At 71.9% G+C, this 26,243-nt stretch carries 31 protein-coding genes and 1 pseudogene; 9 read left to right on the forward strand and 23 right to left on the reverse strand.

What is annotated here, in order from left to right:
* Positions 1-18: 18 nt before the first annotated feature.
* The 7 genes from A8W25_RS26235 to A8W25_RS26265 all read right to left on the reverse strand — a co-directional run bounded on the left by A8W25_RS26235 (position 19) and on the right by A8W25_RS26265 (position 6,563).
* Positions 19-735, reverse strand: coding sequence for a GvpL/GvpF family gas vesicle protein (locus A8W25_RS26235; RefSeq protein ID WP_067165732.1), 717 nt, complete (start codon positions 733-735; stop codon positions 19-21).
* The gene (locus tag A8W25_RS26240) at positions 732-1,157 is read right to left on the reverse strand and encodes a gas vesicle structural protein GvpA (RefSeq protein WP_067165734.1); all 426 of its coding nucleotides are present in this window, start codon (positions 1,155-1,157) and stop codon (positions 732-734) included. The genes A8W25_RS26235 and A8W25_RS26240 overlap by 4 nt, the downstream gene beginning before the upstream one ends.
* A 105-nt stretch (positions 1,158-1,262) precedes the next feature.
* Positions 1,263-1,577 carry a gas vesicle protein gene (locus A8W25_RS26245; RefSeq protein ID WP_067165737.1) on the reverse strand — a complete coding sequence of 105 codons (315 nt, stop codon included), beginning with the start codon at positions 1,575-1,577 and terminating at the stop codon, positions 1,263-1,265.
* 59 nt (positions 1,578-1,636) lie between these two features.
* Entirely contained in the window at positions 1,637-3,499 is a 1,863-nt protein-coding gene (locus tag A8W25_RS26250) for a transketolase (RefSeq protein WP_067165740.1), read from the reverse strand.
* Positions 3,500-3,505: 6 nt separating this feature from the next.
* Entirely contained in the window at positions 3,506-4,837 is a 1,332-nt protein-coding gene (locus tag A8W25_RS26255; RefSeq protein WP_067165747.1) for an NAD(P)/FAD-dependent oxidoreductase, read from the reverse strand.
* 190 nt (positions 4,838-5,027) lie between these two features.
* Positions 5,028-5,801, reverse strand: coding sequence for a maleylpyruvate isomerase family mycothiol-dependent enzyme (locus A8W25_RS26260; RefSeq protein ID WP_067165750.1), 774 nt, complete (start codon positions 5,799-5,801; stop codon positions 5,028-5,030).
* Positions 5,802-5,900: 99 nt separating this feature from the next.
* Positions 5,901-6,563: a hypothetical protein gene (locus A8W25_RS26265; protein ID WP_067165753.1), complete on the reverse strand. Its 663-nt coding sequence runs from the start codon at positions 6,561-6,563 to the stop codon at positions 5,901-5,903.
* Between the two features lie 169 nt (positions 6,564-6,732).
* Here A8W25_RS26265 and A8W25_RS26270 point away from each other — a divergent pair, with 169 nt between their 5' ends.
* Entirely contained in the window at positions 6,733-7,596 is an 864-nt protein-coding gene (locus A8W25_RS26270; RefSeq protein WP_067165755.1) for an LLM class flavin-dependent oxidoreductase, read from the forward strand.
* On the opposite strand, the gene A8W25_RS26275 is transcribed toward A8W25_RS26270, so the two are convergent.
* Entirely contained in the window at positions 7,588-8,508 is a 921-nt protein-coding gene (locus tag A8W25_RS26275; RefSeq protein WP_067165758.1) for an MBL fold metallo-hydrolase, read from the reverse strand. The genes A8W25_RS26270 and A8W25_RS26275 overlap by 9 nt on opposite strands.
* A 101-nt stretch (positions 8,509-8,609) precedes the next feature.
* Here A8W25_RS26275 and A8W25_RS26280 point away from each other — a divergent pair, with 101 nt between their 5' ends.
* Both A8W25_RS26280 and A8W25_RS26285 read left to right on the forward strand, forming a co-directional pair.
* Positions 8,610-9,548 (forward strand): AraC family transcriptional regulator, encoded by a 939-nt coding sequence (locus A8W25_RS26280; protein WP_067167246.1) that lies wholly within the window; start codon positions 8,610-8,612, stop codon positions 9,546-9,548.
* Between the two features lie 18 nt (positions 9,549-9,566).
* Complete coding sequence (locus A8W25_RS26285; RefSeq protein WP_234386584.1) at positions 9,567-10,040, forward strand: SLATT domain-containing protein; 474 nt, start codon at positions 9,567-9,569, stop codon at positions 10,038-10,040.
* Between the two features lie 30 nt (positions 10,041-10,070).
* Here the strand turns inward: A8W25_RS26285 and A8W25_RS26290 are convergent, their stop codons facing one another.
* From A8W25_RS26290 to A8W25_RS26295, 3 genes and pseudogenes are all read right to left on the reverse strand, one after another.
* Positions 10,071-10,493 (reverse strand): RICIN domain-containing protein, encoded by a 423-nt coding sequence (locus A8W25_RS26290; protein WP_234386622.1) that lies wholly within the window; start codon positions 10,491-10,493, stop codon positions 10,071-10,073.
* A gap of 66 nt (positions 10,494-10,559) precedes the next feature.
* Positions 10,560-10,781 (reverse strand): annotated as a pseudogene (locus tag A8W25_RS35160) (discoidin domain-containing protein); the annotation flags it as partial.
* A gap of 421 nt (positions 10,782-11,202) precedes the next feature.
* Positions 11,203-11,673, reverse strand: a complete 471-nt coding sequence (locus tag A8W25_RS26295) for a flavin reductase family protein (RefSeq protein WP_067165764.1) — start codon at positions 11,671-11,673, stop codon at positions 11,203-11,205.
* Between the two features lie 234 nt (positions 11,674-11,907).
* Between A8W25_RS26295 and A8W25_RS26300 the strand changes: the two genes are divergently transcribed.
* Together A8W25_RS26300 and A8W25_RS26305 are read left to right on the forward strand one after the other, a co-directional pair.
* Positions 11,908-12,141 (forward strand): hypothetical protein, encoded by a 234-nt coding sequence (locus A8W25_RS26300; protein WP_067165767.1) that lies wholly within the window; start codon positions 11,908-11,910, stop codon positions 12,139-12,141.
* Positions 12,142-12,418: 277 nt separating this feature from the next.
* Positions 12,419-12,967 carry a DUF1062 domain-containing protein gene (locus tag A8W25_RS26305; protein ID WP_067165771.1) on the forward strand — a complete coding sequence of 183 codons (549 nt, stop codon included), beginning with the start codon at positions 12,419-12,421 and terminating at the stop codon, positions 12,965-12,967.
* A gap of 52 nt (positions 12,968-13,019) precedes the next feature.
* Here A8W25_RS26305 and A8W25_RS26310 read toward each other — a convergent pair whose 3' ends face one another.
* Both A8W25_RS26310 and A8W25_RS26315 read right to left on the reverse strand, forming a co-directional pair.
* Complete coding sequence (locus A8W25_RS26310; RefSeq protein ID WP_067165774.1) at positions 13,020-13,607, reverse strand: GNAT family N-acetyltransferase; 588 nt, start codon at positions 13,605-13,607, stop codon at positions 13,020-13,022.
* Between the two features lie 108 nt (positions 13,608-13,715).
* On the reverse strand, positions 13,716-14,207 hold the full coding sequence (locus tag A8W25_RS26315) for an RrF2 family transcriptional regulator (RefSeq protein ID WP_067165777.1): 492 nt from the start codon (positions 14,205-14,207) through the stop codon (positions 13,716-13,718).
* A gap of 129 nt (positions 14,208-14,336) precedes the next feature.
* On the opposite strand from A8W25_RS26315, the gene A8W25_RS26320 reads away from it, so the two are divergent.
* Entirely contained in the window at positions 14,337-15,077 is a 741-nt protein-coding gene (locus A8W25_RS26320) for an SDR family oxidoreductase (RefSeq protein WP_067165780.1), read from the forward strand.
* A gap of 16 nt (positions 15,078-15,093) precedes the next feature.
* On the opposite strand, the gene A8W25_RS26325 is transcribed toward A8W25_RS26320, so the two are convergent.
* Positions 15,094-16,344 carry an MFS transporter gene (locus A8W25_RS26325; protein ID WP_067165783.1) on the reverse strand — a complete coding sequence of 417 codons (1,251 nt, stop codon included), beginning with the start codon at positions 16,342-16,344 and terminating at the stop codon, positions 15,094-15,096.
* 136 nt (positions 16,345-16,480) lie between these two features.
* Between A8W25_RS26325 and A8W25_RS26330 the strand changes: the two genes are divergently transcribed.
* Together A8W25_RS26330 and A8W25_RS26335 are read left to right on the forward strand one after the other, a co-directional pair.
* Positions 16,481-17,179, forward strand: a complete 699-nt coding sequence (locus A8W25_RS26330) for an alpha/beta fold hydrolase (RefSeq protein WP_067165785.1) — start codon at positions 16,481-16,483, stop codon at positions 17,177-17,179.
* 105 nt (positions 17,180-17,284) lie between these two features.
* Positions 17,285-19,102: an ABC transporter ATP-binding protein gene (locus A8W25_RS26335; RefSeq protein WP_079126397.1), complete on the forward strand. Its 1,818-nt coding sequence runs from the start codon at positions 17,285-17,287 to the stop codon at positions 19,100-19,102.
* 64 nt (positions 19,103-19,166) lie between these two features.
* Here the strand turns inward: A8W25_RS26335 and A8W25_RS26340 are convergent, their stop codons facing one another.
* The 8 genes from A8W25_RS26340 to A8W25_RS26375 form a co-directional block, all read right to left on the reverse strand.
* Positions 19,167-19,823, reverse strand: coding sequence for a hemerythrin domain-containing protein (locus A8W25_RS26340; RefSeq protein WP_234386585.1), 657 nt, complete (start codon positions 19,821-19,823; stop codon positions 19,167-19,169).
* Between the two features lie 222 nt (positions 19,824-20,045).
* On the reverse strand, positions 20,046-20,420 hold the full coding sequence (locus A8W25_RS26345; RefSeq protein WP_067165790.1) for a hypothetical protein: 375 nt from the start codon (positions 20,418-20,420) through the stop codon (positions 20,046-20,048).
* Between the two features lie 74 nt (positions 20,421-20,494).
* Positions 20,495-20,884, reverse strand: a complete 390-nt coding sequence (locus tag A8W25_RS26350; protein ID WP_067165792.1) for a roadblock/LC7 domain-containing protein — start codon at positions 20,882-20,884, stop codon at positions 20,495-20,497.
* A gap of 38 nt (positions 20,885-20,922) precedes the next feature.
* The gene (locus A8W25_RS26355; RefSeq protein WP_067165795.1) at positions 20,923-21,717 is read right to left on the reverse strand and encodes a hypothetical protein; all 795 of its coding nucleotides are present in this window, start codon (positions 21,715-21,717) and stop codon (positions 20,923-20,925) included.
* Positions 21,714-22,106, reverse strand: a complete 393-nt coding sequence (locus A8W25_RS26360) for a hypothetical protein (protein ID WP_067165798.1) — start codon at positions 22,104-22,106, stop codon at positions 21,714-21,716. The genes A8W25_RS26355 and A8W25_RS26360 overlap by 4 nt, the downstream gene beginning before the upstream one ends.
* Before the next feature lie 227 nt (positions 22,107-22,333).
* A complete protein-coding gene (locus tag A8W25_RS26365; protein ID WP_067165800.1) occupies positions 22,334-22,747 on the reverse strand; it encodes an arsenate reductase ArsC in 414 nt (137 codons plus the stop codon).
* A 25-nt stretch (positions 22,748-22,772) separates the two neighbouring features.
* Positions 22,773-23,507, reverse strand: a complete 735-nt coding sequence (locus A8W25_RS26370) for an MIP/aquaporin family protein (RefSeq protein ID WP_199831833.1) — start codon at positions 23,505-23,507, stop codon at positions 22,773-22,775.
* Positions 23,504-23,878: an ArsR/SmtB family transcription factor gene (locus A8W25_RS26375; RefSeq protein ID WP_079126399.1), complete on the reverse strand. Its 375-nt coding sequence runs from the start codon at positions 23,876-23,878 to the stop codon at positions 23,504-23,506. The genes A8W25_RS26370 and A8W25_RS26375 overlap by 4 nt, the downstream gene beginning before the upstream one ends.
* Before the next feature lie 105 nt (positions 23,879-23,983).
* Here A8W25_RS26375 and arsM point away from each other — a divergent pair, with 105 nt between their 5' ends.
* Positions 23,984-24,883 carry an arsenite methyltransferase gene (gene arsM / locus A8W25_RS26380; RefSeq protein ID WP_067165804.1) on the forward strand — a complete coding sequence of 300 codons (900 nt, stop codon included), beginning with the start codon at positions 23,984-23,986 and terminating at the stop codon, positions 24,881-24,883.
* Positions 24,884-24,993: 110 nt separating this feature from the next.
* Here arsM and A8W25_RS26385 read toward each other — a convergent pair whose 3' ends face one another.
* On the reverse strand, positions 24,994-26,088 hold the full coding sequence (locus A8W25_RS26385) for an amidohydrolase family protein (protein ID WP_234386586.1): 1,095 nt from the start codon (positions 26,086-26,088) through the stop codon (positions 24,994-24,996).
* Between the last annotated feature and the right edge of the window lie 155 nt (positions 26,089-26,243).

Consider the following 26,243-nt stretch of genomic DNA (forward strand, 5'->3'; position numbering starts at 1 on the left):
CCCGTCGGGTCGGGCGTCTCAGTCCGTGAAGCTGTACGGGGGCAGCGGGCCGTGCACCTGGACGATGAGGTGCGGCGCCTCCTTGCGCAGCGTCTCCACGGACGCCACGAACTCGTCCGCCCGCTCGCGCGGCACCAGATACGAGAGGTTGGCCAGCCAGCCGGTGGACTGCGGCCCGGGCCGCTCGTCCTCGGCGGCGCGCTCCAGGGCGCGCTGGATCAGCACCGCGTCCCGTGCCTCGCGCTGCTGGACGGCCGCGGCGATCCGCTCGCCGAGCCGCAGCTTCTGGTCGTAGGTGCCGCCGCCCGCCCGGCGGTTGGCCTCGCTCATGGCACGCAGCTCGGGGCTCTCGGAGAGCACCTGGTGCAGCACGGCCTCCTCGTCGTGGGCGGCCTTGATGTTGTACTCGACCCTGCCCTCCAGGGCTTCGAGGCGCTCCAGATACCGCTCGCCGTGCTCGGCGAGCGCGGCCCGTACGGCGTCGTCGTCGGGTGAGACGCCACCGAACCGCATCGGCAGCACCGCCCCGCCCGCGCCCGCCTCGGCGAGCACACTCTGATGGGCCATCAGATCGCGCCGCTTGGGCCGCAGGTCCTCGGGTGCGTCGCTGACCAGCGCCACCAGTTCGCCCTGGGCGACGGTGCGCACCGGGCGCGGCGGATCCCCGACGCCGCCCATCTCCTCGGGCAGGTGCGTGTGGGTGCGGTGGGCGATCCCGTAGACGTAGGTGGTCATTCCTGCTCCTCCTTCCGGCGTGCGGTGGTGCGCCGGGTGCGAGGGCGCTTCTCCGGCTCCGACTCGCCTTCCTCGCGGGCCTGCTGGAAGGCGTCGGAGATGGTCTGGGCGGCGCCCGAGAGCGCGCCCTTGGACTTGCCGCGCGCACCGGACTCGGTGATCTCCCCGACCAGGTCGGGCAGTCCGGGACTCTTGCGCGGGCCCGCCTCCAGGTCGAGCCGGTTGCACGCCTCCGCGAAGCGCAGATAGGTGTCGACGCTCGCGACGACCACCCGTACATCGATCTTGAGGATCTCGATGCCGACGAGGGAGACGCGTACGAACGCGTCGATCACGAGCCCCCGGTCGAGCACCAGCTCCAGGACGTCGTAGAGACCACTGGTCCCGCCGCTGCCGCCTTGTTGTGCCGGGACAACCGTCATGGTGTCCGGCCCTCCTTGTCTGTGAGGTCTTCGGTGAAGCCGTCAGTGAGGTCGTGTGCGGTGAGGTGAAGCCGAGTGACATCGGGGGAGTCCGCCGGCCCGGGCTCAGGGGTTGCGGTCGGCCCGCCCCCGCTCGTACCGGCGCCGGCGCCGGTAGCCGGTCAGCTCGCCGTGCGGGTCCAGCTCCACCTCGTACGAGGCGAGCAGGCTCATGGTGTCCGGGACCCGGGCGAGTTCGAGGACCTCGATCCGCAGCACCCAGCCGTTCTCGGTGCGTTCGAAGGAGGAGACCGACTCGGCCTCCATACCGGTGAGTTCGGCGAGCTGGGCCCGCGCGCCGCGCAGTACTTCCATCGCGCCGGGCAGCTCTTCTTCGGACTTGCGCTTGTCGCCGGACCGGTTCTCTGATGTGTTCGCCATGTCACCTCGCCTGTGAGGCTTTCCGGGTAGCCCCGCGCGGGCGGGGCAAACCCGTTCGATCAGCTCGTGACGACCCGCTCGTACAGCACCCGGACCGTCGCCGTGATGGACGCCGCGTCGATCCCGGCCTCGGCCAGTTGCTCCTCGGGGGTCGCCGAGCCCGGCATGTCCTCGACGGCGAGCCTGACGAGGCGGGGCATCGGGCGGCCGTCGGCGAAGCACTCGGCGACCGCGTCGCCGATGCCGCCCTGGGAACGGTGGTCCTCGACGGTGACCAGACAGCCCGTCAGCGCGGCGGCCTCCTGGAGCACCTGCTCGTCGACCGGCTTGACCGAGTACAGGTCGATGACCCGCACCGGAATGCCGCCCGCCTCCAGCGCGTCCGCCGCGATGAGCGCCTCGTGGACGGTGACGCCCGCCGCCACCAGGGTCACCTTGTCGTGCGGCGAGGCCCGCAGCACCTTGGCGCCGCCGATGGGGAACTCCTCGTCGGGCCCGTACAGGACCGGGGTCTCGCCCCGGGTGGTGCGCAGATAGCGGATGCCCTCGCCGTCCGCCGTCGCCGCGACGAGCTTCGCGGTCTGGTTGGCGTCGCAGGGGTAGAGCACCGTACTGCCGTGCACCGCACGGAACATCGCCAGGTCCTCAAGGCCCATCTGCGAGGGCCCGTCCTGACCGATGGCGACCCCGGCGTGCGAGCCGGCCACGGTGAGCGAGGCCCGGCTGATCGCGGCCATCCGCAGGAAGTCGTGGGCGCGGGTCAGGAACGCGGCGAACGTGGCGGCGTACGGCGTCCAGCCCCGGGCCGCGAGACCCACGGCGGCCGCCAGCATCTGCTGCTCCGCGATATAGCACTCGAAGTAGCGCTCGGGGTGCTCCTTCGCGAAGAGGTCGGCCTTCGTCGAGTCGCCCACCTCGCCGTCGAGCACCACCACATCGCCGCGCGCGGTGCCGAGCGCGGCGAGCGCCTGCCCGTACGCCGTGCGGGTGGCCACCTTCTCGCCCACCTCGTAGCGGGGCAGCTCAAGACGGCCGGACGGCGCGGGCCGGGAGGTGCGGGCGGAGGGCGGCGCGGTGACGTCGACGCGGACGAAGCGGGGGCCGCCCAGCTCGACGACGGCGGCCTCGGCGTCCGGCAGCGGCTTGCCGTGCAGGCCCTCGCGGTCCTCGACGGAGGCGACGCCCTTGCCCTTCACCGTGCCCGCCAGGATCGCGGTGGGCCGCCGCGAGGTGGCCGCCGCCTCCCGGTACGCCGCGTCGACGGCCTCGACGTCATGTCCGTCCACCTCGACGGTGTGCCAGTCGAACGCGCGGAACCTGCGCGCGTACGCGGCGAGGTCGCGCTGGTGGCGGGTGGGGCCGCGCTGGCCGAGCCGGTTGACGTCGACGACCAGCGTCAGATTGTCCAGGTGCTGGTCCCCGGCGTGCTCGGCCGCCTCCCAGACCGAGCCCTCCGCCAGCTCGCTGTCGCCGCACAGCACCCAGACGCGGTACGGAAGACGGTCGAGGTGCTTGCCCGCGAGCGCCATGCCGACCCCGACCGGCAGCCCCTGGCCGAGCGAGCCGGTGGCGACGTCCACCCACGGCAGCCGTGGCGTGGGATGCCCTTCCAGCCGGCTGCCCAGCTTGCGGAAGGTGAGCAGTTCCTCGTCGTCGACGACCCCGGCCGCGCGGTACATGGCGTACAGCAGCGGGGAGGCGTGGCCCTTGGAGAGGATCAGACGGTCGTTGGCGGGGTGCTCGGGCTTGTCGAAGTCGTAGCGCAGATGTCCGGCCAGCAGTACGGCCGCGAGATCGGCCGCGGACATCGACGAGGTGGGGTGGCCGGACCCGGCGGCCTCGGCCGCGCGGACCGCGTCGACCCTCAACTGCTGTCCCAGTGCGGCGAGTTCGGTGCGGCGGGGGGTGTGGGCGCTCTTCATGGTCGGTCAGTCCTTTCGGGTCGTGGGCGCGGGGCCGCCGGGAACGCGGGCCTGCTCCGGTGTCGCCGTGTCCAGCGGCACCGACCAGGACCGGACGAGGCCCAGCTGGACGCCCTGGCGGGGGAGGACGGCGTCCAGCAGCCAGTCGGCCGCCACACGCACCCGGTTGCCGGGCATGGCGGCGAGGTGGTAGCCGCGGGTGACGGCCCCGGCGAGGGGACCCGACAGCGGTACGCCGAGTGGGTTGGCCGCGGCCTGCACCCCGCCGAGGTCCACGAGGAACCCCAAGTCGTGGTGTTCGTACGGTTGCTGGGTGCCGAGGCCGAGCGAGGCGGCGACGTTGAGCGCGGCCGTCCTGCCCTGCCGGGCGGCGTGCTGCGCGGTCATCGGGGTGAACTCGCCCGGCCGGGTCAGATCGGGCACGGCCGCCGCGTCGCCGCAGGCGAACACCTCGGGGCGGCCCGGCACGCTCAGCTGCGGCTCCACGAGCAGCCGCCCGCGCTCCACGGAAAGACCGAGCTCCGAGACCAGCGGATCCGGACGTACGCCCACGCACCAGATCAGGGTGCGGGTCGGGACGAACTCGCCGTCGTCCAGGTGCACCCCGTCGTCGGTCGCCTCCTTCACCGAGGTACCGGTGCGTACGTCGACACCTCGGCGGCGCAGCACCCGGTGGGCCGTCGTCGACAGCCTGCGGTCGAGTTCGGGCAGCAGCCGGTCGGCGATGTCGAGCAGGATCCAGCGCGCCGGTTCGCGCCGGTCGAGGGCGTAGGTGAACAGCTTGCCGTGCGCGGCCACCTCGGTGCCGGTGTAGCCGCCGCCGACCACCACGAAGGTGCGCCGCGCGGCCCGCTCCCGCGAGGTGTCGGTGCCCTGCGCGGCCAGCTCCATCTGCCGGGTGACGTGGTCGCGCAGATACAGCGCCTCGGGTATCCCGCGGAACCCGTGCGCGTGCTCGGTGACCCCGGGCACCGGCAGCAGTTTGTTGACGCTGCCGACGGCGAGCACCAGCCGGTCGTACTCCAGCACGCCCGGCACTCCCTCCGGCCCCGTGCAGTGCACCGTCGAGGTGTCCAGATCGACCCGCCCGGCCTTCCCCAGGACGAGCCGCACCCCGGGCAGCGTCCCGGTGAGCGAGACGGTGACCCGGCGCGGCTCCAGGATCCCGGCGGAGACCTGGGGGAGCAGCGGGAGATAGAGGAAGTAGTCCGTGGGGTTGAGCAGGGTGATCCGGGCACGGCCGCGCATACGGCGGGAGAGGGTGCGAGCGGCCTGGTACCCGGCGAACCCGGCCCCCACGACGACGATGCGGGGACGGTCCGGAGTATGGGTGGTCACGTTCGGCTCCCGTGGGCTGGGGGCAGGCGGACAGGGTTCCCGCGTGCCCTCGCGAGGCGGGGCCAAACACCGGGCGCTGCCCGCGTCCGGGGCGCCGGTCGGCCGCCGCACACGTCCACGCGGTGCGGCGGCCGGACTCCCGTTCCGGCCGAGGAGCGGCCGGCGGAGAACCTCCGTCCCGGATCCCCCGTCAGAACGCGGAGTTGACGAACCACCGCTGGAGCAGCTCCGCGTCCCCGCTGGTCCGCACCGACTCGGAGGAGCGGTCGAGGCGGCCGTAGACGAGCAGCAGGAGGTCGGCGGCGGCCGCCCGGACGGTGGCGTCGGCGGCCGTGCCGTCCTGGTCCGCGACGAGGCCGAAGCCGTCGGGGCGCAGCTGTACGAGCCAGTCGCCGTCCGTGTCCGCGCACGTGAACCGGATGTGCTGGACGGAGCCCGCGCCGCGCAGCTCGGCGACCTTGGGCGCGAAGAACGCGGCGTAGGGGAGGTTGACCAGGAACTCGTCGACGCCGTCCCGGGCGAGCGCGCGGTCGATCTCGGAGCGCAGCCCCAGCGCCCGCTCCGCGTCGACGCGGTGCACCAGGGTCTCGAAAAGCATCCGGCGCACCCAGAAGCGGGCATGGCCGTCCGCGCCCCAGACCCACATCGGCGCGTCGAGGTCGGTGCTCGCGAACGCCTCCGCCGCCTCGGCCGCGCCCGCCGCCAGCCAGTCGGCGTAGCCGTCCTCCCGCTCCGGCAGCCGCAGGTCCACGTCGCGGCTCGTCGGCCGCTCCTGGACGCGCCCGCGCAGCAGCGCCGTGAACATGCGCTGCGCGCCGCCGGTGTGCCTGACCAGGTCGACGAGGGTCCAGCCCGGGCAGCTGGGCACACTGACCGTCAGGTCGGCGTCCTTGACCAGGCTCGCGAACCGGGCGCTCTCGGCGGCGACGGCCGCCCGGTGGTCGAGCGGTTCGGCAGTGTTCATGGTGTCGTGCCTCCTGGCATACCGGTGCATCCTCAGCGGCAGCGTGTCACAGCCGCCCCGGGCACCGGGCAGGCGGGCACCGGGCGGCGCCCTCGGCCGCTACTCCACCGCGGCGTCGGCCAGTACCGCGTCGACCTCGCGGCCGTCGATCGCCGTGGACGGATCGGACGACTCGGGGGCCTCGGTGACGCCGAGGAGGAAGCCCGACTGGTCGCCGCTCTCCGCGACGATGGTCAGCCGCATCCGGCCCGCCCTCCCGCTGTCGTCGTGCGCGTTCAGCACCACCGTGTACGCGGCACGGCCGCTCACCGTCGTGGCCCGGGACTCCTCGACCGTCGACTTGCCGTCCGGGTAGAAGAACTCCGCGTTGGACCGGGCCGCCGTCTCGGTCCGCTGCTTCAGGGCGGACTCCTCGACGGGCCTGCCCCGCCCGGCGAGCACTACGGCTCCGCCCCGGCCGTCGGACCCCTTCGTGGTGATCGAGGAGGTGAAGGCCTGGATCAGGTCCTTGCCGTCGTTGCGCTTCCAGTCCTCGGGCACGGCGTACGAGAGCCCGGCCACGGAGTCCGTCACGCGCGGCCGCCCGGCCAGCGGGGAGGTGTCCTCGTCCCGGCTCAGCCACCACACCGCCCCGGCGACGAGCACCAGGACGAGCGCACCGACGGCGCCGGCGATCCAGGCGCGCCGGGTGCCCGGCCGCCCGGGCTGGAGCGGGGGCGTCGGCGGAAGGGGCGGGGGGCTGACGGAGGACGGTGTGGTCATGGCCCCAGCCTCCGTTTCCCGGTGGGGCGCGGACCTGAGCGGTCGTACTCAGTTCCGTACTCAGATACTCACGGGTACTCACGGGTGCTCACCCGTACTCAGGTCCCCGGGCACGCCCGTTCGAGCCGCCCGGTTTCGGCCCGCCGCGACCAGGGGAAGTAACCCCGCCATGACCACACTTGGCGCTGTCTTCCGCCCGCAGAACGCCCCCGAACGTCTGCGTTCCGTCGCCCTGGCCGCCGAATCCGCCGGTCTCGAAGAGCTCTGGCTCTGGGAGGACTGCTTCCTGGAGAGCGGTATCGCCAGTGCGGCCGCGGCGCTGGCGTGGACCGAGCGGCTGCATGTGGGCGTGGGGCTGCTGCCGGTGCCGCTGCGCAATGTGGCGCTGACCGCGATGGAGAGCGCGACCCTGCATCGCCTCTTCCCCGGCCGCGTCACCCTGGCCGTCGGGCACGGGGTGCAGGACTGGATGGAACAGGTCGGCGCGCGGCCCGGGTCGCCGCTGACGCTGCTGCGGGAGCACCTCGTCGCGCTGCGCGGCCTGTTGGGCGGGGAGAACGTCACGGTCGAGGGCCGCTATGTGCGGCTCGACGGGGTCGCGCTGGACTATCCGCCGCACGGGCCCGCCCCGGTGCTCTCCGGTGCGACCGGACCGCGCACCCTGCGTCTGTCCGGCGAGGCGTCCGACGGCAGCGTCCTGGTGGCGGGCACCGGCCCCGACGGGGTGCGCAGGGCCCGTACGCTCGTCGACGAGGGCCGCGCCGCGGCCGCCCGCACCGACCACCACCCCCTGGTCGTCTATCTGCTCGCCGCCACCGGACCGGACGCCGCCGCACGGGTCGGCGCGGAGCTCGCGGCGAAGAAGAGCGGGGACGGATTCGGTGTCGCCGGGGACGCCGCCGCCGTCGCGGAGGCGGTGCGCGGGCTCGCCGGGGCGGGGGCGGACCGGGTGATCCTGGAGCCCACCGCCGACGAGCCGGACGCGGAGGCGTTCGTCCGGTTCACCGCCGAGGAGGTCCGCCCGCTAATCTGACCGGCCCTGCCCGACGGTCGACCGCGCGAGGGTGAACCCGGCGCCCTCACGCCGGACCTCGACGACACCGGACCCGCCGAAGTGCGCCGGGACGACCAACTCGCGCTCGGTGGCGGCCCGTTCGAGAATGCGGAGGCGGCTGGCGGCCGCCTGCTCCGCGTCGAGGCAGAAGCCGCTGTTGCAGGACGGGTCGAGGATCTGCACCGGGCTGTGCAGCAGGTCCCCCACGAACACCGCCCGGTCGGTCCCGGACGCGAGCCGCAGAACGGACGAGCCCGGGGTGTGGCCGGGGGCGGACTCCAGGGTGAGGTGTTCGTCGATGCGGTACGAGCCGTCCCACAGCACGGACTGCCCGGCCCGGTGGATCGGCGCCACACTGTCCTCGTAGAGCAGCCGGTCGTCCTGGCGGACGCCGTTCGCGTACGCGTTGGCCGGTCCGTAGTGGAAGTCGTCGGCGGCCGGGACGAGATAGCGGGCGTGGGGGAACGTGGGCACCCACTCCCCGTCGGCGTCCCTGGTGTTCCAGCCGACGTGGTCGCTGTGGAGGTGCGTGTTGACGACGACGTCGACGTCCTCGGGGCGCACCCCGGCCCGCGCCAGAGCGCCGAGGAAGTCGCCCTGCCAGTGGTGGAAGCGCGGTGAGTCGGGCCGCTCTCGCCCGTTGCCCACCCCGGTGTCCACCAGAATCGTCCGCCCGCCGCTGCGCAGCACCCACGTCTGCAGGGCGAGCACCGCCGAGTCGCTCTCCGGCTCCCAGTGGTCGGGCGCCAGCCAGTCCTCGTTGTCCTTCCACAGCTCGGCCCCGGCCTCCGGGACGAGCCCCCGGGCAGGCACGAACGGCCCCTGCCACTCGACGACCCGGGTGACCTCGACATCCCCCAGGGTGATGCTCTGCGCGCTCTCGATGTCCATGTCCTCGACACTACGGCGGGGAAGTTGAGCTTCTCAATGTCCGTTCTACTCATCTGGATACGCGTACGTCTCATCGTCGGCCCGAGAGATACGCTGTGGGGGTGGACGTGGTGAGTGATGCGATCTCGGCCGTGCGGATCGGGCGGCCTTCCTCCAACAGGGTGCGGGCAAGCGGCAGTTGGTGCACGCGCCTCGCCCCGTACGACGGAGCCGGCTTCCACATCGTCCTTGAGGGCTCCTGCTGGCTGCTGCCCGACGGCGGTGCTCCCGTCGCACTGGGGGTCGGCGACGCGGTGCTGCTGCCGCACGGGGCGGGGCATGTGCTCGCGGACTCCGCCGTCGACGCGGAGGCCGTGGCGCGGGCGGTGCCGTTCGAGGACTGGCCGGGCGAGGGCCACCCCTCCACCGCGCCCGCCGACGCGCGGGCCCCGCTCCATGTGCTCTGCGGCAAGTACCGGCTCGACCACAGCCGCGTCCACCCGCTCATGGCGGAGCTGCCGCAGGTCGTCCATCTGCCGCACCGTGTGGGCCGGCACCCCGAACTCCGCGCCGCCATCGACCTGCTGGCGGGCGAACTCGACGACCGGCTCCCCGGCGCGTGCGTCGCGGTGTCCAGCCTGCTCGACCTCCTGCTCGTCTATATGATCCGGGCCTGGATGAGCGAGAGCACGGCCGGTGCGTGGCCGGCCGTCCTGGGCGACCCGGTGGTGGCGGCCGCCCTGCGCGCGCTGCACACGGACCCGGCCGCCCCGTGGAGCAACGACCGGCTGGCCTCCGAGGCCGGGGTCTCCCGCCCCACCCTGGCCCGCCGGTTCACGGCACTGGTGGGCCGCCCGCCGATGGCGTACCTCACCTGGTGGCGGCTGACCCGCGCGGCGACCCTGCTCCGCGACACGACGGACCCGCTGGCAGCCGTCGCCGCCAAGGTCGGCTACGGGACCCCGTACGCCTTCTCCCATGCCTTCAGCAGGGAGTTCGGTACCACGCCCGGCCGCTACCGGGAAAGCCGTCAAGGAGATCGCGCCCACGGAACGGCGTAGCCGGGAGAGCATGGGGGCGTGCCGATACGCAGACGAACACCGCCGCAGCCCGCCCCGGTCGAGGACCCCCTCCTGGAGCAGGCCCTCGCCGACCTCGACTGGTACGCGCGGGCGCGCGACCGGGCCCGGCGGTGGCACTGGGTCACCGAACTCGGCGCCCTGTTCACCGGCGCCGCCACGGTCGTGGCGGCGGGTATCCAGGCACCCGCCGCCACCACGGCCACCCTGGCCGGACTCACCGTCTTCATCGGCGGGTTCCGGCAGGTGTTCAACCACGCCGAGCGCCATGTGCTCGCCGCGGAGGCCTGGTCGAGGCTGCGGCTGGCGATCCGGCGCTATCGGCTGATCCCGGAGGGAGAGCGGGACGAGGAGCCCCGTCGCCGCCTCCAGGAGGAGATGGACGACGTGGCGACCACCGAGCTGCGGGACTGGGCGGCGGGCCGCCGTGGACTGCGGCCGGGGCCGATGCCCGGTGGCGGGCTGCCGCAGTGAGACCGCCGGACCCGCTTGCGGACGGGCTCGTCAGACGACCTGCCACTGCTGATACGCCGAGCCGTCGGCCGTCTGCTGGGTGACCTGCGCGCCGTCGGCGGCGGACGCGGTGGTCAGCAGGAGCGCGCTGTTCTTGTTGGCCACCGAGTAGCGGCCCGCGCCGAGTGCGGTGAGCTGCCAGCGCTGGCTGTCGCGGCCGGTGCAGGTGGCCTGGACGACGGCGGCGCCCGCGGTGGTGGCGCCCCCGGCCACGTCCGCGCAGAGCTTGGAGGCGCCGTTCACCATCGTGTAGCCGCCGTCGCCGTTGAGGGTCAGCTGCCACTGCTGGTTGGGGCCGCCGTGCGGGGTCCAGGTGATCAGCTGGGTGCCGGAGGTGCCGGAACTCGCCGGGTCGTCGAGCGCCTTGCCGCTCGCGGTGAGGGTCCGGGTGCCGCTCAACTGGCCGCCGTACACCTCGAACTCGTACAGCGAGTACCCGTACGAGGTGCCCCGCTGGGTGGCGTAGAGGCGGATGTACCGTCCGGAGCCGGACAGCCCGGTGAGATCCTGCACCCCGCCGCTGCCGCCGGTGGTGGAGTGGAGCGTGCGCCAGGTCGCGGCGTCGTCGGAGATCTGGATCTGGAAGGCCTTGCCGTACGCCGCCTCCCAGCGCAGCACCACGCGGTTGACGCTCTGGGTGGAGCCGAGGTCGACCTGGAGCCACTGCGGGTCGCTGTACGCGCTGGACCAGCGGGTGGCCGGGTCGCCGTCGGTGGCCGAGGCGGGCGGGAAGTTCGGCGTCTCGGTGCTGGAGGCGGTGGTGGGGCGGTTGCGGGCGAGGTTGCCGGGCTGGGCGAGGCCCGGCCAGGCGGGGTTGTGGCCGTGTCATAGCGGCGCGAGAGCCCCCGCCGCTATGACACCCAGGGCGACCGCGACCGCGGCCGGTACGCCTCGGCGCCGGCCGCCCGGCCGCTCGGAGGAACGGAACCTCTGCCATGCCTGCTCACGCACGAGTCAACTCCACGGGGATGGTTGGGAAGCGGCGGTATGTGCCGGCCCCAGCTTCTCCGGATACGGCGACCTGGGGCGATCCCGCTACCCGCACAGCTGCGGGTAGGGCTAACCCCCGGGCGGCGGGGACATGGTGTGCCGGATCGGAGAGGATCTGCCGAGCGTGCGGACGTCAGGCGGGATGCCCGGCCGTGATGTCGAGTGTCTGGTGCAGGGACAGCGGTGTGCCGCCGTTCGCGTCGACGGTGAGAGGGGCCAGGAGGAACCCGATGTGGTCGCCTCCGTCGAACCGGTCCAGGATCTGCCCGGTGAACCGGGCCACGGCATCGGTCAACAGGGGTGTCCCCTCGGGGCCTTCGGTCCAGTCGAGGCCGTCGAACTTGTCGGCGTCGGCCCCGCACCGGGCACCGAACCGTTCGGCCAGGCTGTGGTCCTGCGGGAGCAGATGCACCGCCAGGACCGTTGCCTGCCGGGCCACCAGGTAGGTGTGGTTGGCCGTGGAGAGCCACACGACGAAGCGTTCGGGTTGCAGGGAGCACTGCCCGGCGAACCCCACCAGGCACCCCGCCCGCTGCCCGTCCGCCGACGCGGTCACCACGTAGACGGGAGAGTCGACCAGCGCCGTGAAGTCGTCGAAACTCACCTGGAGCCTCCTCGGTTCCGGCCTTGAGCGCGTTGTCGGACGTCGTCGGATGTTGTCGGACGAGGATACGGGCGCGGGGGCGTCCCCTCGCGGTGGCGGGACCGGGCGGCGCTGTTGCGTTGGGGGCCCGTGAGCGCGCCTCAGGCCGTCGCCCGATATGTGTTGCGGCGCGCCCTGGCCCGGGCAGGCTGCCCGAGCAAGCAGAATGGCCGCACACCAAACGCGGAGGTTGTCATGCCGGGATTCCTCGACCGGGCCAAGGAGCAGGCCCAGTCCGCACTCAACCAGGGAAAGCAGAAGGTGGACGAAGTCCAAGCCCAACGAGCCGGAAACGACCTGCTGAAGCAGCTCGGGGCGGCCTACTACGCGGAGCGGCGCGGTTCGGGCACCCCCGATGCGACGCAGCAGGTACTGAGCGCCCTGGAGGCGCACATCGCCGCGCACGGGGACGGGTTCCTGCGCGCATAACGGAGCCGCCCGTCAACGATGCCGGCGATGGGTCGGTACCCCGGCCGTGGTCAGGGGTACCGACCGCTCCCGTCCGCGCGGGGAGCGCGACGGGCGCTCAAAAACCAGTGGAACAGCGCCGCCGTGCGCCATTACCGTGCTGCCGGACCACATCGTCTGGGCAAGGACGTCCCGTTGTACACCCTGTGAGACCCCCCGAGTGCTGATTTGTCGCGCGTCGCACCTGTGCGCCGTGCTGCTTCCTGCTGCGGACTTCTCACTGAACCGGTGTACTTCTGTGCTCAATACCTGGGTTGTCATACCCACCTGCCTTCCGCTCGTCCTCCGCCGTTGTCACACGTGCGCGTCCGAGAGCTTTCGGGCGAACGGCAAATTCCGCGTCAACGCCAACCACAAGCTCATGGACGCCTGGCTCCTCGTGCTCTGCACCGCTTGCGGGGACACCGCGAAGCTCACGGTCCTGGAGCGGATGAACGTGCGCTCCGTACGGCCCGCGCTGCTGGACCGTCTGCACCGGAACGACCCCGGCCTGGCGGCCGAGCTGCTCCAGGATCCGGTCGTGCGGCGCCGCAATCGCATAGCCCTCGACTGGGACGACGCCTGGCGCCTGGACACCGGCGGATCGGACCACCTGGACCGCGAGGTGATCGACGTCTCGGTCCGCTTCGCGGCGCGGATACCTGTCCGGCCGGTACGACTCATCGCTGAGGGGTGCGGTCTTTCACGGGCCGAGGTCGAGCGGCTGATAGCGGAGGGGAAGCTGGTTTCGGCTGTCCGGCTGGGCGGGAAGCTCTCCGGCGCCTTCACCTTCACGCTCAAGCGCTGAGCCCTCCACGAAACCGGGGGCCTGTCCGGCAACACCCGCCGGGCAGGCCCTACTAGGCCCGCGCATCACCTGAAATCCCTTTCCCCGCCGCAGTCCTGACGTGCAGGTGGCCGTCGAGCGGATAGGTGGGCGGCCATGCCGCCAGGATCCGGTCGAAGGCGTATCCGGTCTTCTCCGCGACGCGGCACGAAGCCGCGTTGTCCACCTGATGAAGGAGTTCGAGGCGCTCCAGGCCATCGGCGCGGAAGGTATCGAACGCCCAGGTCGTGAGGGTCTCCAGGGCTCGCGGAGCCACACCGTGCCCACGCGCCACCGCTGCCGTCCAGTACCCGACCTCGGCGCCGGGGCTCTCGGCCGCGACGCCCTTGAGCACCACATTGCCCACCAACCGCTCCGCGCCCTGGGACGTTTCGAGGACGGCGAAGCCGAACCGGTCGCCCGTCGCCCAGCCCTCCTCCTGCATCCGCATCCACTCCCGCACATCGCCCTCGCTCTCCAACGGGGCGGCTGCCCCACGGCGCAGAGCGGGATCCTGGTACGCCTCGATCAGCGCGGGAATGTCGTCCGGGCGCCAGGGGCGAAGGGTGAGAGGGGGCGCCGTCGGTGTCGCGGCGGCCGTGAGGATGACGGAGACGTTCATCGGCCGATCATAGGGCAGGCTCAAGTGCCTTGAGCCTGCCAGGAGACGGGGGCGCGGGACGACTGGTGGTGGCGCGTCCGCGCGCGAGGGCCGCGCTCGTAGCGGGCCTCAGCCGTCGGAGGCCTTCGCCGAGTTGAGCCACGCGCCGATGCCCGGCAGGGCCTCGGGCCCGTTCTCCCGCTCCACCGTGCCCACGAGGTCCGCGATGGAGACGCCCCGCAGCGAGGCCCGCCAGGCGGCGTCGGCGGCGCTCATCGCGCGCGCGATGGGGCAGGGCCTGGTGCACTCCTCGGGCGGCGTCCCCAGCGGGCCGCGCCGGCGGATCTCGGTGCACACGAACGCCGGGTCGGCCCCGTCGACCGCCTGCACCACGTCGAGGACCGTGATGTCGGCGGCGGCCCTGGTCAGTACGTATCCGCCGGTCTTGCCCTGTACGGACTTCACCAGGCCGGCCCGGGAGAGGGCCTGCATCTGCTTGGCCAGGTAGCTGGGGGAGACGTCGTGCAGCTGCGCCAGACGGGCGGCCGGGACCGGCTCGGTCGCCGCCGTCAGGACCACACAGCAGTGCAGCGCCCACTCCACGCCACCGGACAGTTTCATGCCACCTCCCATTTGACTCGGACACAGAGTATCCGAGTATTATCTCGGACATGAGATATCCGAGTTTGCGGTCGGTTCGGCCGCACTCGGTTCATGGACGGACACGGACGGAAACGGAAGGACACGGTCATGAAGATCACGGTCATCGGGGGCACCGGCCTGATCGGTTCCCAGCTCGTCTCCCGACTGCGCGGGGCCGGGCACGAGGTCGTCGCCTCGTCCCTGTCGACCGGAGTCGACCTGCTCACCGGCGCCGGGCTCGACCAGGCGCTCAAGGGCGCGGACACGGTCGTCAACGTGACGAACTCCCCGACGTTCGACGAGGCCTCCCCGGACTTCTTCCGCACCACCATGGGCCACCTGCTGGCCGCCGGGGAACGCGCGGGCGTACGGCATCAGGTGATCCTCTCCATCGTCGGAGTCGACCAGGTGCCGCAGCTGGACTACTACCGCGCGAAGACGCTCCAGGAGGAGCTGCTGCGGCAGGGGCCCACCGCGTACTCGATCGTGCGCGCCACCCAGTTCTTCGAGTTCATGGACGCGGTCATCTCGTGGGCCGCCGACGACCACACCGTGCGGCTGCCCTCCACCCCGGTCCAGCCCATCGCGGCAGCCGATGTCGTCGCCGCCCTCGCCGACGTCGCCACCGCGCCCCCGCGGGGCGGCACGCTCGACGTCGCCGGTCCGGATGTCCTCGCCCTCGACGCGCTCGGCCGCCTCACGCTGTCGGCCCGTGACGACGGCCGCTCCGTCGTCACCGACGAGGAGGCGGGCATGTTCGCCGCCGTCGACGGCGACGTGCTCGTCGCCGGCCCGGACGCGCGGATCGCCCCCACCCGCTACGAGGACTGGCTCAGCGCCCCGCGCTGACCGGCGAAGGTCCCGCTCAGGCCGCCGTGGACGGCTCGGGGGCGAGGTGATCGGCGGTGCGCGCCTCCCGGGTGCCGGAGAAGGCGAGGACGAGTGCCTGGACGACCGCTCCGGACAGCCCGATCCACAGCGCGAAGCGGAAGCTGACCTGATCGGCGAGCACGCCGCCCAGGGGCGCGCCCACCGCCGCCATCCCCCAGTTGAACGAGCGGATCGTCGCGTTCATCCGCCCCCGCAGCCGGTCGGGCGTCACCGCTTGGCGATAGCCCATCTCGACGGGGCTCCCGATGCCGATGGCCAGGGACACGATGAAGAAGGCCAGGGCGGCGCAGACGAGCGCCCAGGGCCCACGCTGAGCGGGGACCAGCGGCAGCCAGCCGATCGCCGCCAGCAGCCGGAAGGCGACGAGGGTGGCGCCGACGTCCAGCCTGCGAGTCACCGGACCCGAGAGCGCACCGCCCAGTACGGCACCCACGCCCCCGCACGCGTAGGTGGCCCCGAGCCCGAAGTCCCCGATCTTCAGCTCGTGCAGCGCGAAGACCACGAAGACGGTGCTGACCATGGTGTTGAACAGCAGCGTCGCGTGCGAGGTCAGCGCCATGGGCGCCAGCGTGCGATGCCGGTAGACCCAGGCGACCCCCTCGCGCACCTCACTGCCGAGGCTGCGCCGGGTGCCCCGATCGGGTACGGGGTCGTGCGCCTTGACCGAGGCGATCAGCACGCCGGACGCCAGATAGCTGACGGTGTCCACCAGTACGGCGAGCGGTGCGCCCACGAATTTGATGAGTACCCCGGCGATCAGCGGGCCGGTGGAGCCGGCCACCGCGTTGGCCTGCTCGACCCGGGCGTATCCCGCGGCGAGTTGTTCCTGTGGGACGAGCCGTGGCACGTACGACTGGTTGGCCGCGTCGAAGAGCAGACACAGCACACCGAAGGCGAAGACGAACAGGCACAGGGTCGGGATGGTCAGCCGGTCCAGCGCGTAGAGCAGCGGGATCGCACCGAGCAGGACCGCCCGTCCGACATCGGTGGCGACCAGGATCGGCTTGCGCCGGCAGCGGTCCACCAGCACTCCGGCCACCAGCCCGAAGAGCAGATACGGAACCCAGCGGGCCGCGTTGACGAGGCCGACCTCTGTGGCTGACGCGCTCAACGTCACCGCGGTGAGGATCTGCAGGGCGAGCCCGGTCACCTGTGAACCGAAGGCCGATATGGCCGAGGCGGTCCAGAATCGTATGTATCCATGGACGTCTACCAGGCGCGGCATGGTCCGGACGGTACCAGCGGACGATCACCCGCAGACAGACCGCATGACGACGCGGTCCTCTCCGCGTCCGATGAGTTCCACGGGGACCGGCAGTCAGAAAGGCAGCAGAGGACGTCCCGGCGCGAAGGGTGCCCCCATGACCACGTACGTGTTGATTCCCGGAGCCGGCGGCTCCTCCTGGTACTGGCACGGCGTCGCGGAGGAACTGGTCCGCCGCGGGCGGGACGTGGTGGCCGTCGACCTGCCGGGAGCCGATGCCGCGGCGGGACTGCCGGAGTACGTGGACACGGTCGTCGACGCGGTCGGTGAACGCGGGGAACTGGGGGAACTGGTGGTGGTCGGACAGTCCCTCGGCGCGTTCACCGCGCCTCTGGTGTGCACACGCCTGCCCGTGTCACTCCTCGTGCTGGTCAACGGGATGATCCCGCGCCCCGGCGAGACGCCGGGGGAGTGGTGGGCCCATACCGGACAGGAGGCCGCACGCCGTGCGAACGACGTGCGCGAGGGGCGTGACCCGGACGCGCCCTTCGACCTGACGACGTACTTCCTGCACGACCTGGACCAGGCGGAGATCGACGCCTCGGCGGAGCACGCCGAGGAGGAGTCCGACGCGGTCCTCGCGACCCCGTTCGCCCTCGAAGCGTGGCCACAGGTGCCGACCCGGGTGGTGGCCGCCCGTGACGACCGTCTGTTCCCCGCCGCCTTCCAGCGCCAGGTGGCACAGGACCGCCTCGGCATCACACCCGACGAGGTACCGGGCGGGCACCTGGCGGCGTTGAGCCACCCGGGGGAACTCGCCGATCTGTTGGAGGCGTACGTCCGCGCGAGCGCGTGAGAGTGAGCCAACCCGCCCGTCGGCGGGGGAAAACGCGTGGACCGCGCCCGCCCCGGCGCGGGACACTCATGTGTTCACCTGCAGGCACGAGAACACAGGGGTGGGATGGGATCGACCGCATCGCAAGAGGGCTTACCGGGCAGGGGCTCCGTGCTCCTCGCGCTTCGCTGTTACGGGCGCGAACTGGCCCGGCTCCGGCGGCTGACCGCGCCGGCCATGCTGCTGCCGGCGCTCGGCAACATCGGGATCCAGTACATCGCGCCGCTGGTCGTCGCCAAGCTCGTCGCCCGCATCGCCGGGGAGGGCGACACCGTCCGTATCGGCCCGACGCTGCCGTACGTCCTCGGCTTCGCCGGGGTCCTGCTGCTCTCGGAGGGGCTGTGGCGCATCGGACTGCACTGTCTGAACCGCCTCGACGCCCGGGGTGTCGAGCACCTGTATGTGCTCGGCATGGACGAGCTGTTCGCCAAGGACGCCGCGTTCTTCCACGACAACTTCGCCGGCTCGCTGACCAAGCGGGTCCTGAGCTTCGCCACCCGTTTCGAGGACTGCGTCGACACAGTGACGTTCCACGTCGTCGGCAGCTTCGTGCCGCTGGTGTTCGCGTCGGTGGTGCTGTGGCAGTACGACCCGCTGCTCGTGGTCGGGCTCCTGGTGCTGATCGTGCTCACGGGGCTGTGCGTGACGCCCCTGATCCGGCGCCGTCAGGCACTGGTCGCCCAGCGGGAGCAGGCGATCGCCCGGGTGTCGGGCCATGTCGCCGACAGCCTGATGAACATGGACACGGTCAGGTCGTTCGCCGCCGAGGAACGCGAGGCGGCCGAACACCGCTCCCGCGTCGCGGAGTCGCGGCGGCTCACCCTGCGCTCGTGGGACTACGGCAATCTGCGCATCGACACGCTGGTCGCCCCCATGTCCGTACTGACCAATGTGCTGGGCCTGTTGCTGGCCGTCGGTCTCGGCGGGGGAGAGCACGGCGTCGAAGCGGTCATCGTCGCCTTCACGTACTACGCCAACGCGACGCGGATCATGTTCGAGTTCAACCAGATCTACCGCCGCCTGGAAAGCTCGATGACGGAGGCCGCGCAGTTCACCGAACTGCTCCTGGAGCCGCCGACCGTACTCGACCCGGCGGCGCCGGAACCGCTGCCCACCCGGGCGGGCGAGGTGCGCTTCGAAGGGGTGACCTTCGCCCACGCGGGCGCGCGGCCGCTCTTCGAGGATCTCGACCTGGCCATCCCCCACGGCACGAAGATCGGTCTCGTCGGCCGGTCCGGGGGCGGCAAGACCACCCTGACCCGTCTTCTGCTGCGGATGACGGACATCGACGGCGGGCGGATCCTCATCGGCGGGCGGGACATCAGCAGACTGCGCCAGGGTGAACTGCGCAGCCTGATGGCCTATGTGCCGCAGGACCCGGCGATGTTCCACCGGACGCTGCGGGACAACATCGCCTTCGCCCGGCCGGCCGCCACCGACGAGGAGATCCGGCGCGCGGCCGAGGCGGCCCACGTCACGGAGTTCGCCGACGCGCTTCCCGACGGCTTCGACACCATGGTGGGCGAGCGTGGGGTGAAACTCTCCGGCGGCCAGCGCCAGCGGGTCGCCCTGGCCAGGGCCATCCTGCGCGACGCGCCGATCCTGCTGCTCGACGAGGCGACCAGCGCACTGGACTCCGAGAGCGAGATCCTCGTCCAGGACGCGCTGTGGCGGCTGATGGACGGGCGTACGGCGCTCGTGGTGGCGCACCGGCTCAGCACGGTCGCCACCATGGACCGGCTGGTCGTCCTCGACCGCGGACGGATCGTCGAACAGGGCACCCACCACAAACTGCTCGCCGCGGGCGGAGCCTACGCGAAGCTGTGGCAGCACCAGTCGGGCGGCTTCCTCGACGACAGCCCCGCGGCGGCGGACCGGCACTGAGGACGCGCCGGCGGCCGTGGCGGACGTGCCTCGGCCGGTGCCCCGGGCTCGGCGATCGTGTGGGTCACGGTCCCGGGGCCGTCATGACGGCCCGGGTGCTCCAGCGGTCGAGCACGGCGTACGTGGGTTGCCATTGGTAGGTGTACGCACGGCGGGCGGCCTTGGGCAGCTGGGCCAGTACGAGGGTGGTCGTGTGCTCGTCGGCGCCGGTCAGGAGCCACGGAAGGAGCACTGCCGCGTGGGGAGCGACCCGCTGGGCGTGGGCCCGGCCGAAGTGCTCCCACTGCCGCTCGGTCACGACGTCCTGGACCAGCGGGAACACCGCTTCCTCCTCGTGGGCGAGATGCCCGGCGAGGCCGGTGACCAGGGAGTTGAGGAGCTCACCGATGAGGTCCGGGCCGGCGCCGGGGTCGTCCAGGGCGTCGTCGACGGTGGTGGCGAGGCGGGCGATCACCGCGTGCTCGGCCTCTATCGCCTCCAGCCGCGTCAGATCGTAGGGCCGGCCTTCGAGGGCCTGGCGCAGTGCGGGCCACAGAGCGTCGTCCTCGGCCCCGTGGTGGGCGTGCAGGGCGCTCCCGAACATCTCCCAGCCGGGGGCGGTCCGCAAGGTGTGCCCGGGGTCCGGGTCGCAGCGGGCGGTGATCCGGGCGATGTGCCGCAGCTCGCGACGCAGGGCGTTGTGCATCGCGTACATGAGGGTCATGTCGAGTCTGTCGTTCACGTGGGTGTGTCTCCTGGCACGGCAAGACGGCTGAGGTGGGAGGACGGCCGCGGGATCCCTCTCGCGGGGGTGTTTCCCGGGCGTCTCTACCTTCCAGCGGTGCCGCGTCGGGATCAACGCACACTTGGCGCGGTGATTGATAACCCTGTGGTTATCAGGACACGTGGGCGTGCCGGGTCCAGCCCCCTGGACCCGGCACGCCCTGCCCGTACGGGAGGGGCCTCACACTTCCAGCGTGTCCTCCACCCGGCGCAGTTGGTGGCGGGCCATCGCCAGGTTGGCCCGGCTCTTGTCGAGGGCCAGGTAGAGGAACAGTCCGGTGTGGCCGCGGCTCTTGAGCAGACGGATCAGGTGGTACTGGCTGCCGAGGGTGATGAGGATGTCCTCGATCTCGTCCTTGAGACCGAGCAGTTCCATGGTCCGCACCTTCGCGCGGACCACGTCGGTGTTTCCGGCGGCGGCCACCGACAGGTCCAGGTCCTTGCCGCCGCCCAGCGTGCCGAGGGCCATACCGCTGCTGTAGTCGACGAGTGCCACGCCGATCGTGCCCTCGATGGACGTCATGGCTTCCTTGAGCGCGGTTTCGGTGTTGCCCATGGGGTTCGCACTTCCTTTCCGGTGGGTGCTGGGTGTCGTGTTCCGGGGCCGTGCGGCCCGGGATCCGGTGCTGGTCATGAGGTCTCCAGCCGTTCGAGTGCGCCGTCGACCAGTTCGCCGATCCGGGCTCCGGCCCGGCGGGCTTCCAGGTGCAGACGGCCGACGTTGGTACGGGGCGGCGCGAGCAGGGTGAGTACCGCGGCGGAGCCCGCCGCGTAGGTGGCGGCGTAGCCGTTCTCGCCCTGGAGGAGGAGCTCGCGGAAGGCGCCGCGGCCCGTGGTGTGGGTGAGCCGCTGGGCGACGCCGAGGGCGGCGGCGGTCAGCGCGGCGACGGACTCGGCGTCGTCGACGGCGTCCTGGGCGAGGACGAGGCCGTCGACGCTGGCGGTCAGGGCGCCGGTGATCTGGGGCAGACGCGTGCGCAGTCGGCGCAGTTCGGCGAGGATCTCCGCCTCGGCCGTCATCAGCTGTCTCCTTTCGGCGCGCTGGCGCAGGGCGCGGATCACCGCATGGCCTCCAGGGCGTCCCGCACTCTGCGGAGCAGGGCTTCGTCCGAGGGCTGGGCCGCCTGCGCCGACACGCGCGCGATCCAGTCGGGCACGGTCTCCGCAGGGGCGGGCGCGAGGGGTGTCTCGACCGCGCCGAGGGCCGCGAGTCTGCGTACGTCGACCATGGTGTGGAAGGCGGGTCGGCCCAGCCGGCGGGCGATGGCACCCGGGGTCCGCACCCCGTCCGCGGCCGCGAGCAGGGCGCGTTGGCGGACGGTGACGGGCAGACCCGGGCGGTCCGCTACGGGGACGACGGGCGCGGCGTCGACCTCGGGGTGGGGCCAGATCCGGTCGAGCAACTCCCTGCGGCGCGTGGCCTCCCGGGCCAGTGCGTGGGCGGCGACGGGCCGTACCGGACCGATCCAGTGCACGGCCCCGTACCGGAACCGGGTGGGGCCCTTGCCGGGGGCGAGCGCGAAGAACGCGGCGTCGTGGAGCGCGCCGAGATGGCACAACTCCAGCTCACCGCCGGTGACTTGGCCGCTGTCGACGAGGAAGCGTCCGACGGCGCCGCGCGCTCCGGCCTGGTCCACGGCCCGCCGCCAGGCCTCGGGGCGCATTCGGCCACCCGCGGTGAGCAGGACGTCCAGGCCGGGTGCGGCGGGGCTCTCGGCGTGCACCACCTGCCCGTCGACGAGGTACAGCGTTCCCGTGTCGCGCAGCAGGGCGCCGGTGGCCCGCTCGGCCACCAGCCGTACCAGCATGGGCGAGCCGAGTACGGGCTCGCAGGTGTCATCGGTGAGGGTCATCCGAGGACCAGCCGTTGTGCCAGGTCGCGCAGGCGCAGCCGGGCCATGGCGAGGTTGCCCTGCTCGCGGTCGAGCCACAGGTAGAGGAAGAGGCTGCTGTCGAAGGTCGTCTCGACGAACCGCAGGAGGTGGTAGCCGGTGCGGGCGGTGACGAGCACGTCCTCGACCGGCAGGGGCCCGTCGGGGTCCACCTCGTCCGCGACGAAGGCGGGGTGTTCGGCCGCCGTCCGGGCGAATTCGGCGGCCTCCGCGGCCGTCGTCTCGTGGTCGCCGCAGGGTGAGTCGCCGATGGTCCCCAGGGCCAGCCCGCTGGTCCAGTCGACCACGGCGGCGCCGCGCACACCGGGTAACCCCATGGTTTCCAGCAGACACTCGTCGATGCCAAGCACGCCCCGACTTCCTCCCCTGGCGTCGCCGTGGACGGGCGCCGCGCGTGGTGCCCGGCGCGGCTTGAGGTGACGAGAGGTTACGCAGCGTGTCGCCCACCAGGGGAAGTTATGGCATTTTCCAGCGGAACATGCACGGGGTTGGCTAGGGTGCCCGCCGCCCGGGAAACCGGGGATGCCCTGACGCCGGGAGCGCGGTGGCCCCGAAGCCGGTCCCTGCGGCCCGACCTTCAGTCGGGCGCCACCTCCGAGATCAGTGCCCGGACGCGGGTCTCGATCGCGTCGCGGATGGGGCGTACCGCCGCGACGCCCTGGCCGGCCGGATCGTCGAGCTGCCAGTCGAGGTACCGCTTGCCGGGAAAGACGGGACACACGTCGCCGCACCCCATGGTGATCACGACATCGGACGCCTGGACGGCCTCGGTCGTCAGCACCTTGGGGGTCTGGGCGGAGAGGTCGATGCCCCGCTCGCTCATCGCCTCGACCACGGCCGGGTTGACGGTGTCGGCGGGGGCGGAGCCGGCGGAGCGGACCTCGATGCGGTCGCCCGCGAGGTGGGTGAGGAAGGCGGCGGCCATCTGGGAACGGCCGGCGTTGTGGACGCAGACGAACAGCACCGATGGGCGCGCGGCGGATGTGCTCATGGCGGGGGTCCTTCTCGAAGGTGGTTCAGGAGGAGGCGAGTTCGGGTTCGCCGTGCGTGAGGGGTTCGCGGCGGGCCCGGGCGGAATCCGGGCCGTACACCGCTGCCACGACGCCGAGGCCGAGCACGGCGCCCAGCAACTGGGCGGCGATGAACGGGGTGACGGAGGCCGGCGCGATCCCGGCGAAGGTGTCGGTGAAGGTTCGGCCGACAGTCACCGCGGGGTTCGCGAACGACGTGGAGGAGGTGAACCAGTAGGCGGCACCGATGTAGCAGGCCACCGCGACCGGAGCCAGGGCCGCCCGCCGGATGCGCTCCAGGCCGAAGACCAGGGCGACGAGACCGGCGGTCGCCACGATCTCCCCGAGCCACAGATGGCCGGCCGACCGGTCGTGGGTGGAGAACTTCACCAGCGGTTGGGCGAACATCGCATCCGCCAGCACGGCGCCGCCGATGGCCCCGGCGATCTGGGCGGGGATGTACGCGGCGACGTCCCGCAGGGTCGGGCCGTCCGGGGAGCGGCGGCCGGTGAACCAGGCGGCCAGCGTCACGGCGGGGTTGAAGTGTGCGCCGGAGACCGGCCCGAACAGGGCGATCAGCACGCCCAGGCCGAAGACGGTGGCGAGGGAGTTGGCGAGCAGTTGTACGCCGATGTCGTGCGACAGCTCGGTGGCCTGGATGCCGGAACCGACCACCACCGCGACCAGCAGCCCGGTCCCGATCGCCTCGGCCGCGGCGCGGCGGCCGAGCGGCGCGCTCACGCGCCGGCCCCGGCGGGCTGCGAGGCGTTCAGGAACGCGGCGAGCCTGTCCAGGACGCCGGGCAGCACCCAGTAGTAGACCCAGGTCCCGCGGCGCTCGCAGTCGATGAGTCCGGCCTGGCGCAGCAGCTTGAGGTGGTGGGAGATCGTGGGCTGGGACAGGTCGAAGGCCGGGGTCAGCTCGCACACGCAGACCTCGCCGCCGTCCCCGCGTGAGGCGATCATCGACATCAGGCGCAGCCGGACCGGGTCGCCCAGCGCCTTGAACACCTTCGCCAGCTCCGCCGCCTGGTCCTCGTCCAGCGGCGCGGCGGACAGCCCGGGGCAGCAGGCGGCGTCCTGGCCGATCACCGCAAGCTCTTGTTTCGACATGCCTCTATGTTGACGTTTTTCGATTCAAGGCGCAAGCTTGCATCAACGAACATCAATACAGGCTGGTCCCGGGCCGCTATTAGGCCCCTCACCTGGGAGTGAGTCATGAGCGATCCGTCCATCGACCTGCGGGAAACCGTCCGTCAGCGGTACGCGGCGGCGGCCACGCAGGTAACCCAAGGCGGCACCGCCTGTTGCGGGCCGCAGCCGGTCGAGGTCGACGAGAACTTCGGCTCGACGCTGTACGCGGCCGACGAGCGGGACGTGCTGCCCGCGCAGGCCGTCGCCGCCTCCCTCGGCTGCGGCAACCCCACGGCCGTCGCCGGGCTGCGTGAGGGCGAGCGGGTGCTCGACCTCGGCTCCGGCGGAGGGATCGACGTGCTGCTGTCCGCCCGCCGCGTCGGCCCGACGGGCAAGGCGTACGGCCTGGACATGACCGACGAGATGCTCGCTCTGGCCCTCGCCAACGCGACGAAGGCGGGCGCGCGGAACGTCGAGTTCCTCAAGGGCGCCATCGAGGCGATCCCGCTCCCCGCCGCCACCATCGACGTCGTGATCTCGAATTGCGTGATCAACCTGTCCGTCGACAAGCCCGCCGTCTTCGCCGAGACCTTCCGCGTCCTCAAGCCCGGCGGCCGTGTCGGCGTCTTCGATGTCGTCGCCGATGACACCCTCACCGTCGAACAGCGGGCCGAGCGCGGTGACTACGTCGGCTGCATCGCGGGAGCGCTGTCCTTCGCCGAGTACCGCGCGGGTCTGGAGGCCGCGGGCTTCACGGCCATCGAGATCACACCGACCCACGCGGTCGCCGACGGCATGCATTCCGCCGTCATCCGCGCCGCCAAGCCCGCCACCGCCGTGGAGATGCCCGCGGTGGAGATGCCCGCGGTGGAGGACTCCTGCTGCGGCGTGACGGCCTGCTGCACCCCGGCCGAGCGGACGACCGACCCGGCGGTCACCGCCGATTCGGCCAAGAGTGCCGCCGGATGTGCCTGCCAGGGCTGATACGGGGCCGGCCCCGCAGAACCCGAGGTATCGCCCCGACCTCGCGCAGGGCCTTCGGCGCGCGCCTCAGCATGGTGGCCACGGGCGAACTCGGTCCGTGGCCCGCCATGTCACCGTGCCCGGCACACCTGCGGCGCGCTCTCCTTGAGACCGAGCAGCCGGTAGTAGTTCTCCCCGAGGGCGATGTCACGGAAGGCCCGGTCGTCCAGTGCCTTGTTGATGCGGCTGGTGACCTCCAGTTCCTGCGCGTAGACGTCGTAGTCCTTGTCGCGGGAGGCGACGAAGTCGGTACCGGGAATGGCCCGGGTCGGATACCGGTCGAGGAACGCGGCGTACTTCTGCCGTACTCCCGGCTTGCTGAAGTAGTTGTCTTCCAGGACCCGCCAGCTGAGGTCCAGTGTGAGACGGGGGTGCCTGTCGAGGAGCCTCTTCATGAGGGCGATGTGCCGGTCGGGATCCATGGTGGTGAGTTCCTTGGAAAGACCCATGTGCGCCCACACGATTTTGTTCCCCGGATACTGGCTCAGGGTCTGTTCCATCAAAGGGAGATACTTCATCTGATCGGCATTGTTCCCGAGGTCCGAGTGGATGGTGATGGGGATTCCGCGGTCCCGCAGCACCTTCATGAACGGCGCCCAGTTCTTGATGTTCTCGCTTGTCGCGGGTGTGTGATGATTCGGGAACAGGGCCTGCTTGACGAGGTTCACCTCGCCCGCCCACCGGAACACCCCCGGGAACTCCCTGTCGTAGAGGGCGATGCCCGGCGGGATGGTCTCCGGGTGGTTCAGGTCCATAAACGTCATGGAGACCGCGAGTTCGGGATCCCTGGGCTTTGCCGCCAGGTAGTTCTCGGCGTTGGCGAAGTCGTTCTTCATGCTCGGCACCACGGGTGTACCGGGGCAGTTCAGATAGTAGGTGCAGGGGGAGTTCACCGGCAGCATCTGCCCGATGCCGTACATGCTCGCGTGCCGTACGCCGCTCTTGTGCAGATAGCCGGTGAGTTCCTCGAACCCGATGGACGGCCCGCCGAAGGGGCGGAAGTGCAGATGGCTGTCGACCTGCGAGGTGTAGGGCTCTTTTACTCGGTCGAAACACGCCATCCCGGCCACCGCCGACCCGGCGCCCGCCGGGGAGGCGGCGATGGCCAGCGCGGTCAGTGCCGCACCGGCCAGACCGAGGCGCCTGCTGAGACGGAACATGCCCATGATGACCTCCGGTTGACAAGGTCGTACGTCGCGACCTGGGAGCATGGCGGCCAATTCAGGCGGCCGCATGTGCCTACGGAATGTGCCCAGGGAGTAGCGATCGCAGCCTTGCCATAAGTGCCGGGCGGTGGGGCGAAGTTGTTCGAGATGTCACC

It is taken from the genome of Streptomyces sp. ERV7 (genome assembly GCF_001653515.1).
In the GTDB taxonomy this organism is placed as follows: domain Bacteria; phylum Actinomycetota; class Actinomycetes; order Streptomycetales; family Streptomycetaceae; genus Streptomyces.

Excerpts from the sequence above, each read along its gene's own strand:
- A8W25_RS26300 (WP_067165767.1), top strand. The coding sequence starts at position 11,908 with ATGCCGGGATTCCTCGACCGGGCCAAGGAGCAGGCCCAGTCCGCACTC.
- A8W25_RS26325 (WP_067165783.1), bottom strand. The coding sequence starts at position 16,344 with ATGCCGCGCCTGGTAGACGTCCATGGATACATACGATTCTGGACCGCC.
- A8W25_RS26320 (WP_067165780.1), top strand. The coding sequence starts at position 14,337 with ATGAAGATCACGGTCATCGGGGGCACCGGCCTGATCGGTTCCCAGCTC.
- A8W25_RS26270 (WP_067165755.1), top strand. The coding sequence starts at position 6,733 with ATGACCACACTTGGCGCTGTCTTCCGCCCGCAGAACGCCCCCGAACGT.
- A8W25_RS26265 (WP_067165753.1), bottom strand. The coding sequence starts at position 6,563 with ATGACCACACCGTCCTCCGTCAGCCCCCCGCCCCTTCCGCCGACGCCC.
- A8W25_RS26335 (WP_079126397.1), top strand. The coding sequence starts at position 17,285 with ATGGGATCGACCGCATCGCAAGAGGGCTTACCGGGCAGGGGCTCCGTG.
- A8W25_RS26375 (WP_079126399.1), bottom strand. The coding sequence starts at position 23,878 with ATGTCGAAACAAGAGCTTGCGGTGATCGGCCAGGACGCCGCCTGCTGC.
- A8W25_RS26310 (WP_067165774.1), bottom strand. The coding sequence starts at position 13,607 with ATGAACGTCTCCGTCATCCTCACGGCCGCCGCGACACCGACGGCGCCC.
- A8W25_RS26330 (WP_067165785.1), top strand. The coding sequence starts at position 16,481 with ATGACCACGTACGTGTTGATTCCCGGAGCCGGCGGCTCCTCCTGGTAC.
- A8W25_RS26235 (WP_067165732.1), bottom strand. The coding sequence starts at position 735 with ATGACCACCTACGTCTACGGGATCGCCCACCGCACCCACACGCACCTG.
- A8W25_RS26365 (WP_067165800.1), bottom strand. The coding sequence starts at position 22,747 with ATGAGCACATCCGCCGCGCGCCCATCGGTGCTGTTCGTCTGCGTCCAC.
- A8W25_RS26355 (WP_067165795.1), bottom strand. The coding sequence starts at position 21,717 with ATGACCCTCACCGATGACACCTGCGAGCCCGTACTCGGCTCGCCCATG.
- arsM (WP_067165804.1), top strand. The coding sequence starts at position 23,984 with ATGAGCGATCCGTCCATCGACCTGCGGGAAACCGTCCGTCAGCGGTAC.
- A8W25_RS26385 (WP_234386586.1), bottom strand. The coding sequence starts at position 26,088 with ATGGGCATGTTCCGTCTCAGCAGGCGCCTCGGTCTGGCCGGTGCGGCA.
- A8W25_RS26275 (WP_067165758.1), bottom strand. The coding sequence starts at position 8,508 with ATGGACATCGAGAGCGCGCAGAGCATCACCCTGGGGGATGTCGAGGTC.
- A8W25_RS26245 (WP_067165737.1), bottom strand. The coding sequence starts at position 1,577 with ATGGCGAACACATCAGAGAACCGGTCCGGCGACAAGCGCAAGTCCGAA.
- A8W25_RS26350 (WP_067165792.1), bottom strand. The coding sequence starts at position 20,884 with ATGACGGCCGAGGCGGAGATCCTCGCCGAACTGCGCCGACTGCGCACG.
- A8W25_RS26260 (WP_067165750.1), bottom strand. The coding sequence starts at position 5,801 with ATGAACACTGCCGAACCGCTCGACCACCGGGCGGCCGTCGCCGCCGAG.
- A8W25_RS26240 (WP_067165734.1), bottom strand. The coding sequence starts at position 1,157 with ATGACGGTTGTCCCGGCACAACAAGGCGGCAGCGGCGGGACCAGTGGT.
- A8W25_RS26345 (WP_067165790.1), bottom strand. The coding sequence starts at position 20,420 with ATGGGCAACACCGAAACCGCGCTCAAGGAAGCCATGACGTCCATCGAG.
- A8W25_RS26250 (WP_067165740.1), bottom strand. The coding sequence starts at position 3,499 with ATGAAGAGCGCCCACACCCCCCGCCGCACCGAACTCGCCGCACTGGGA.
- A8W25_RS26315 (WP_067165777.1), bottom strand. The coding sequence starts at position 14,207 with ATGAAACTGTCCGGTGGCGTGGAGTGGGCGCTGCACTGCTGTGTGGTC.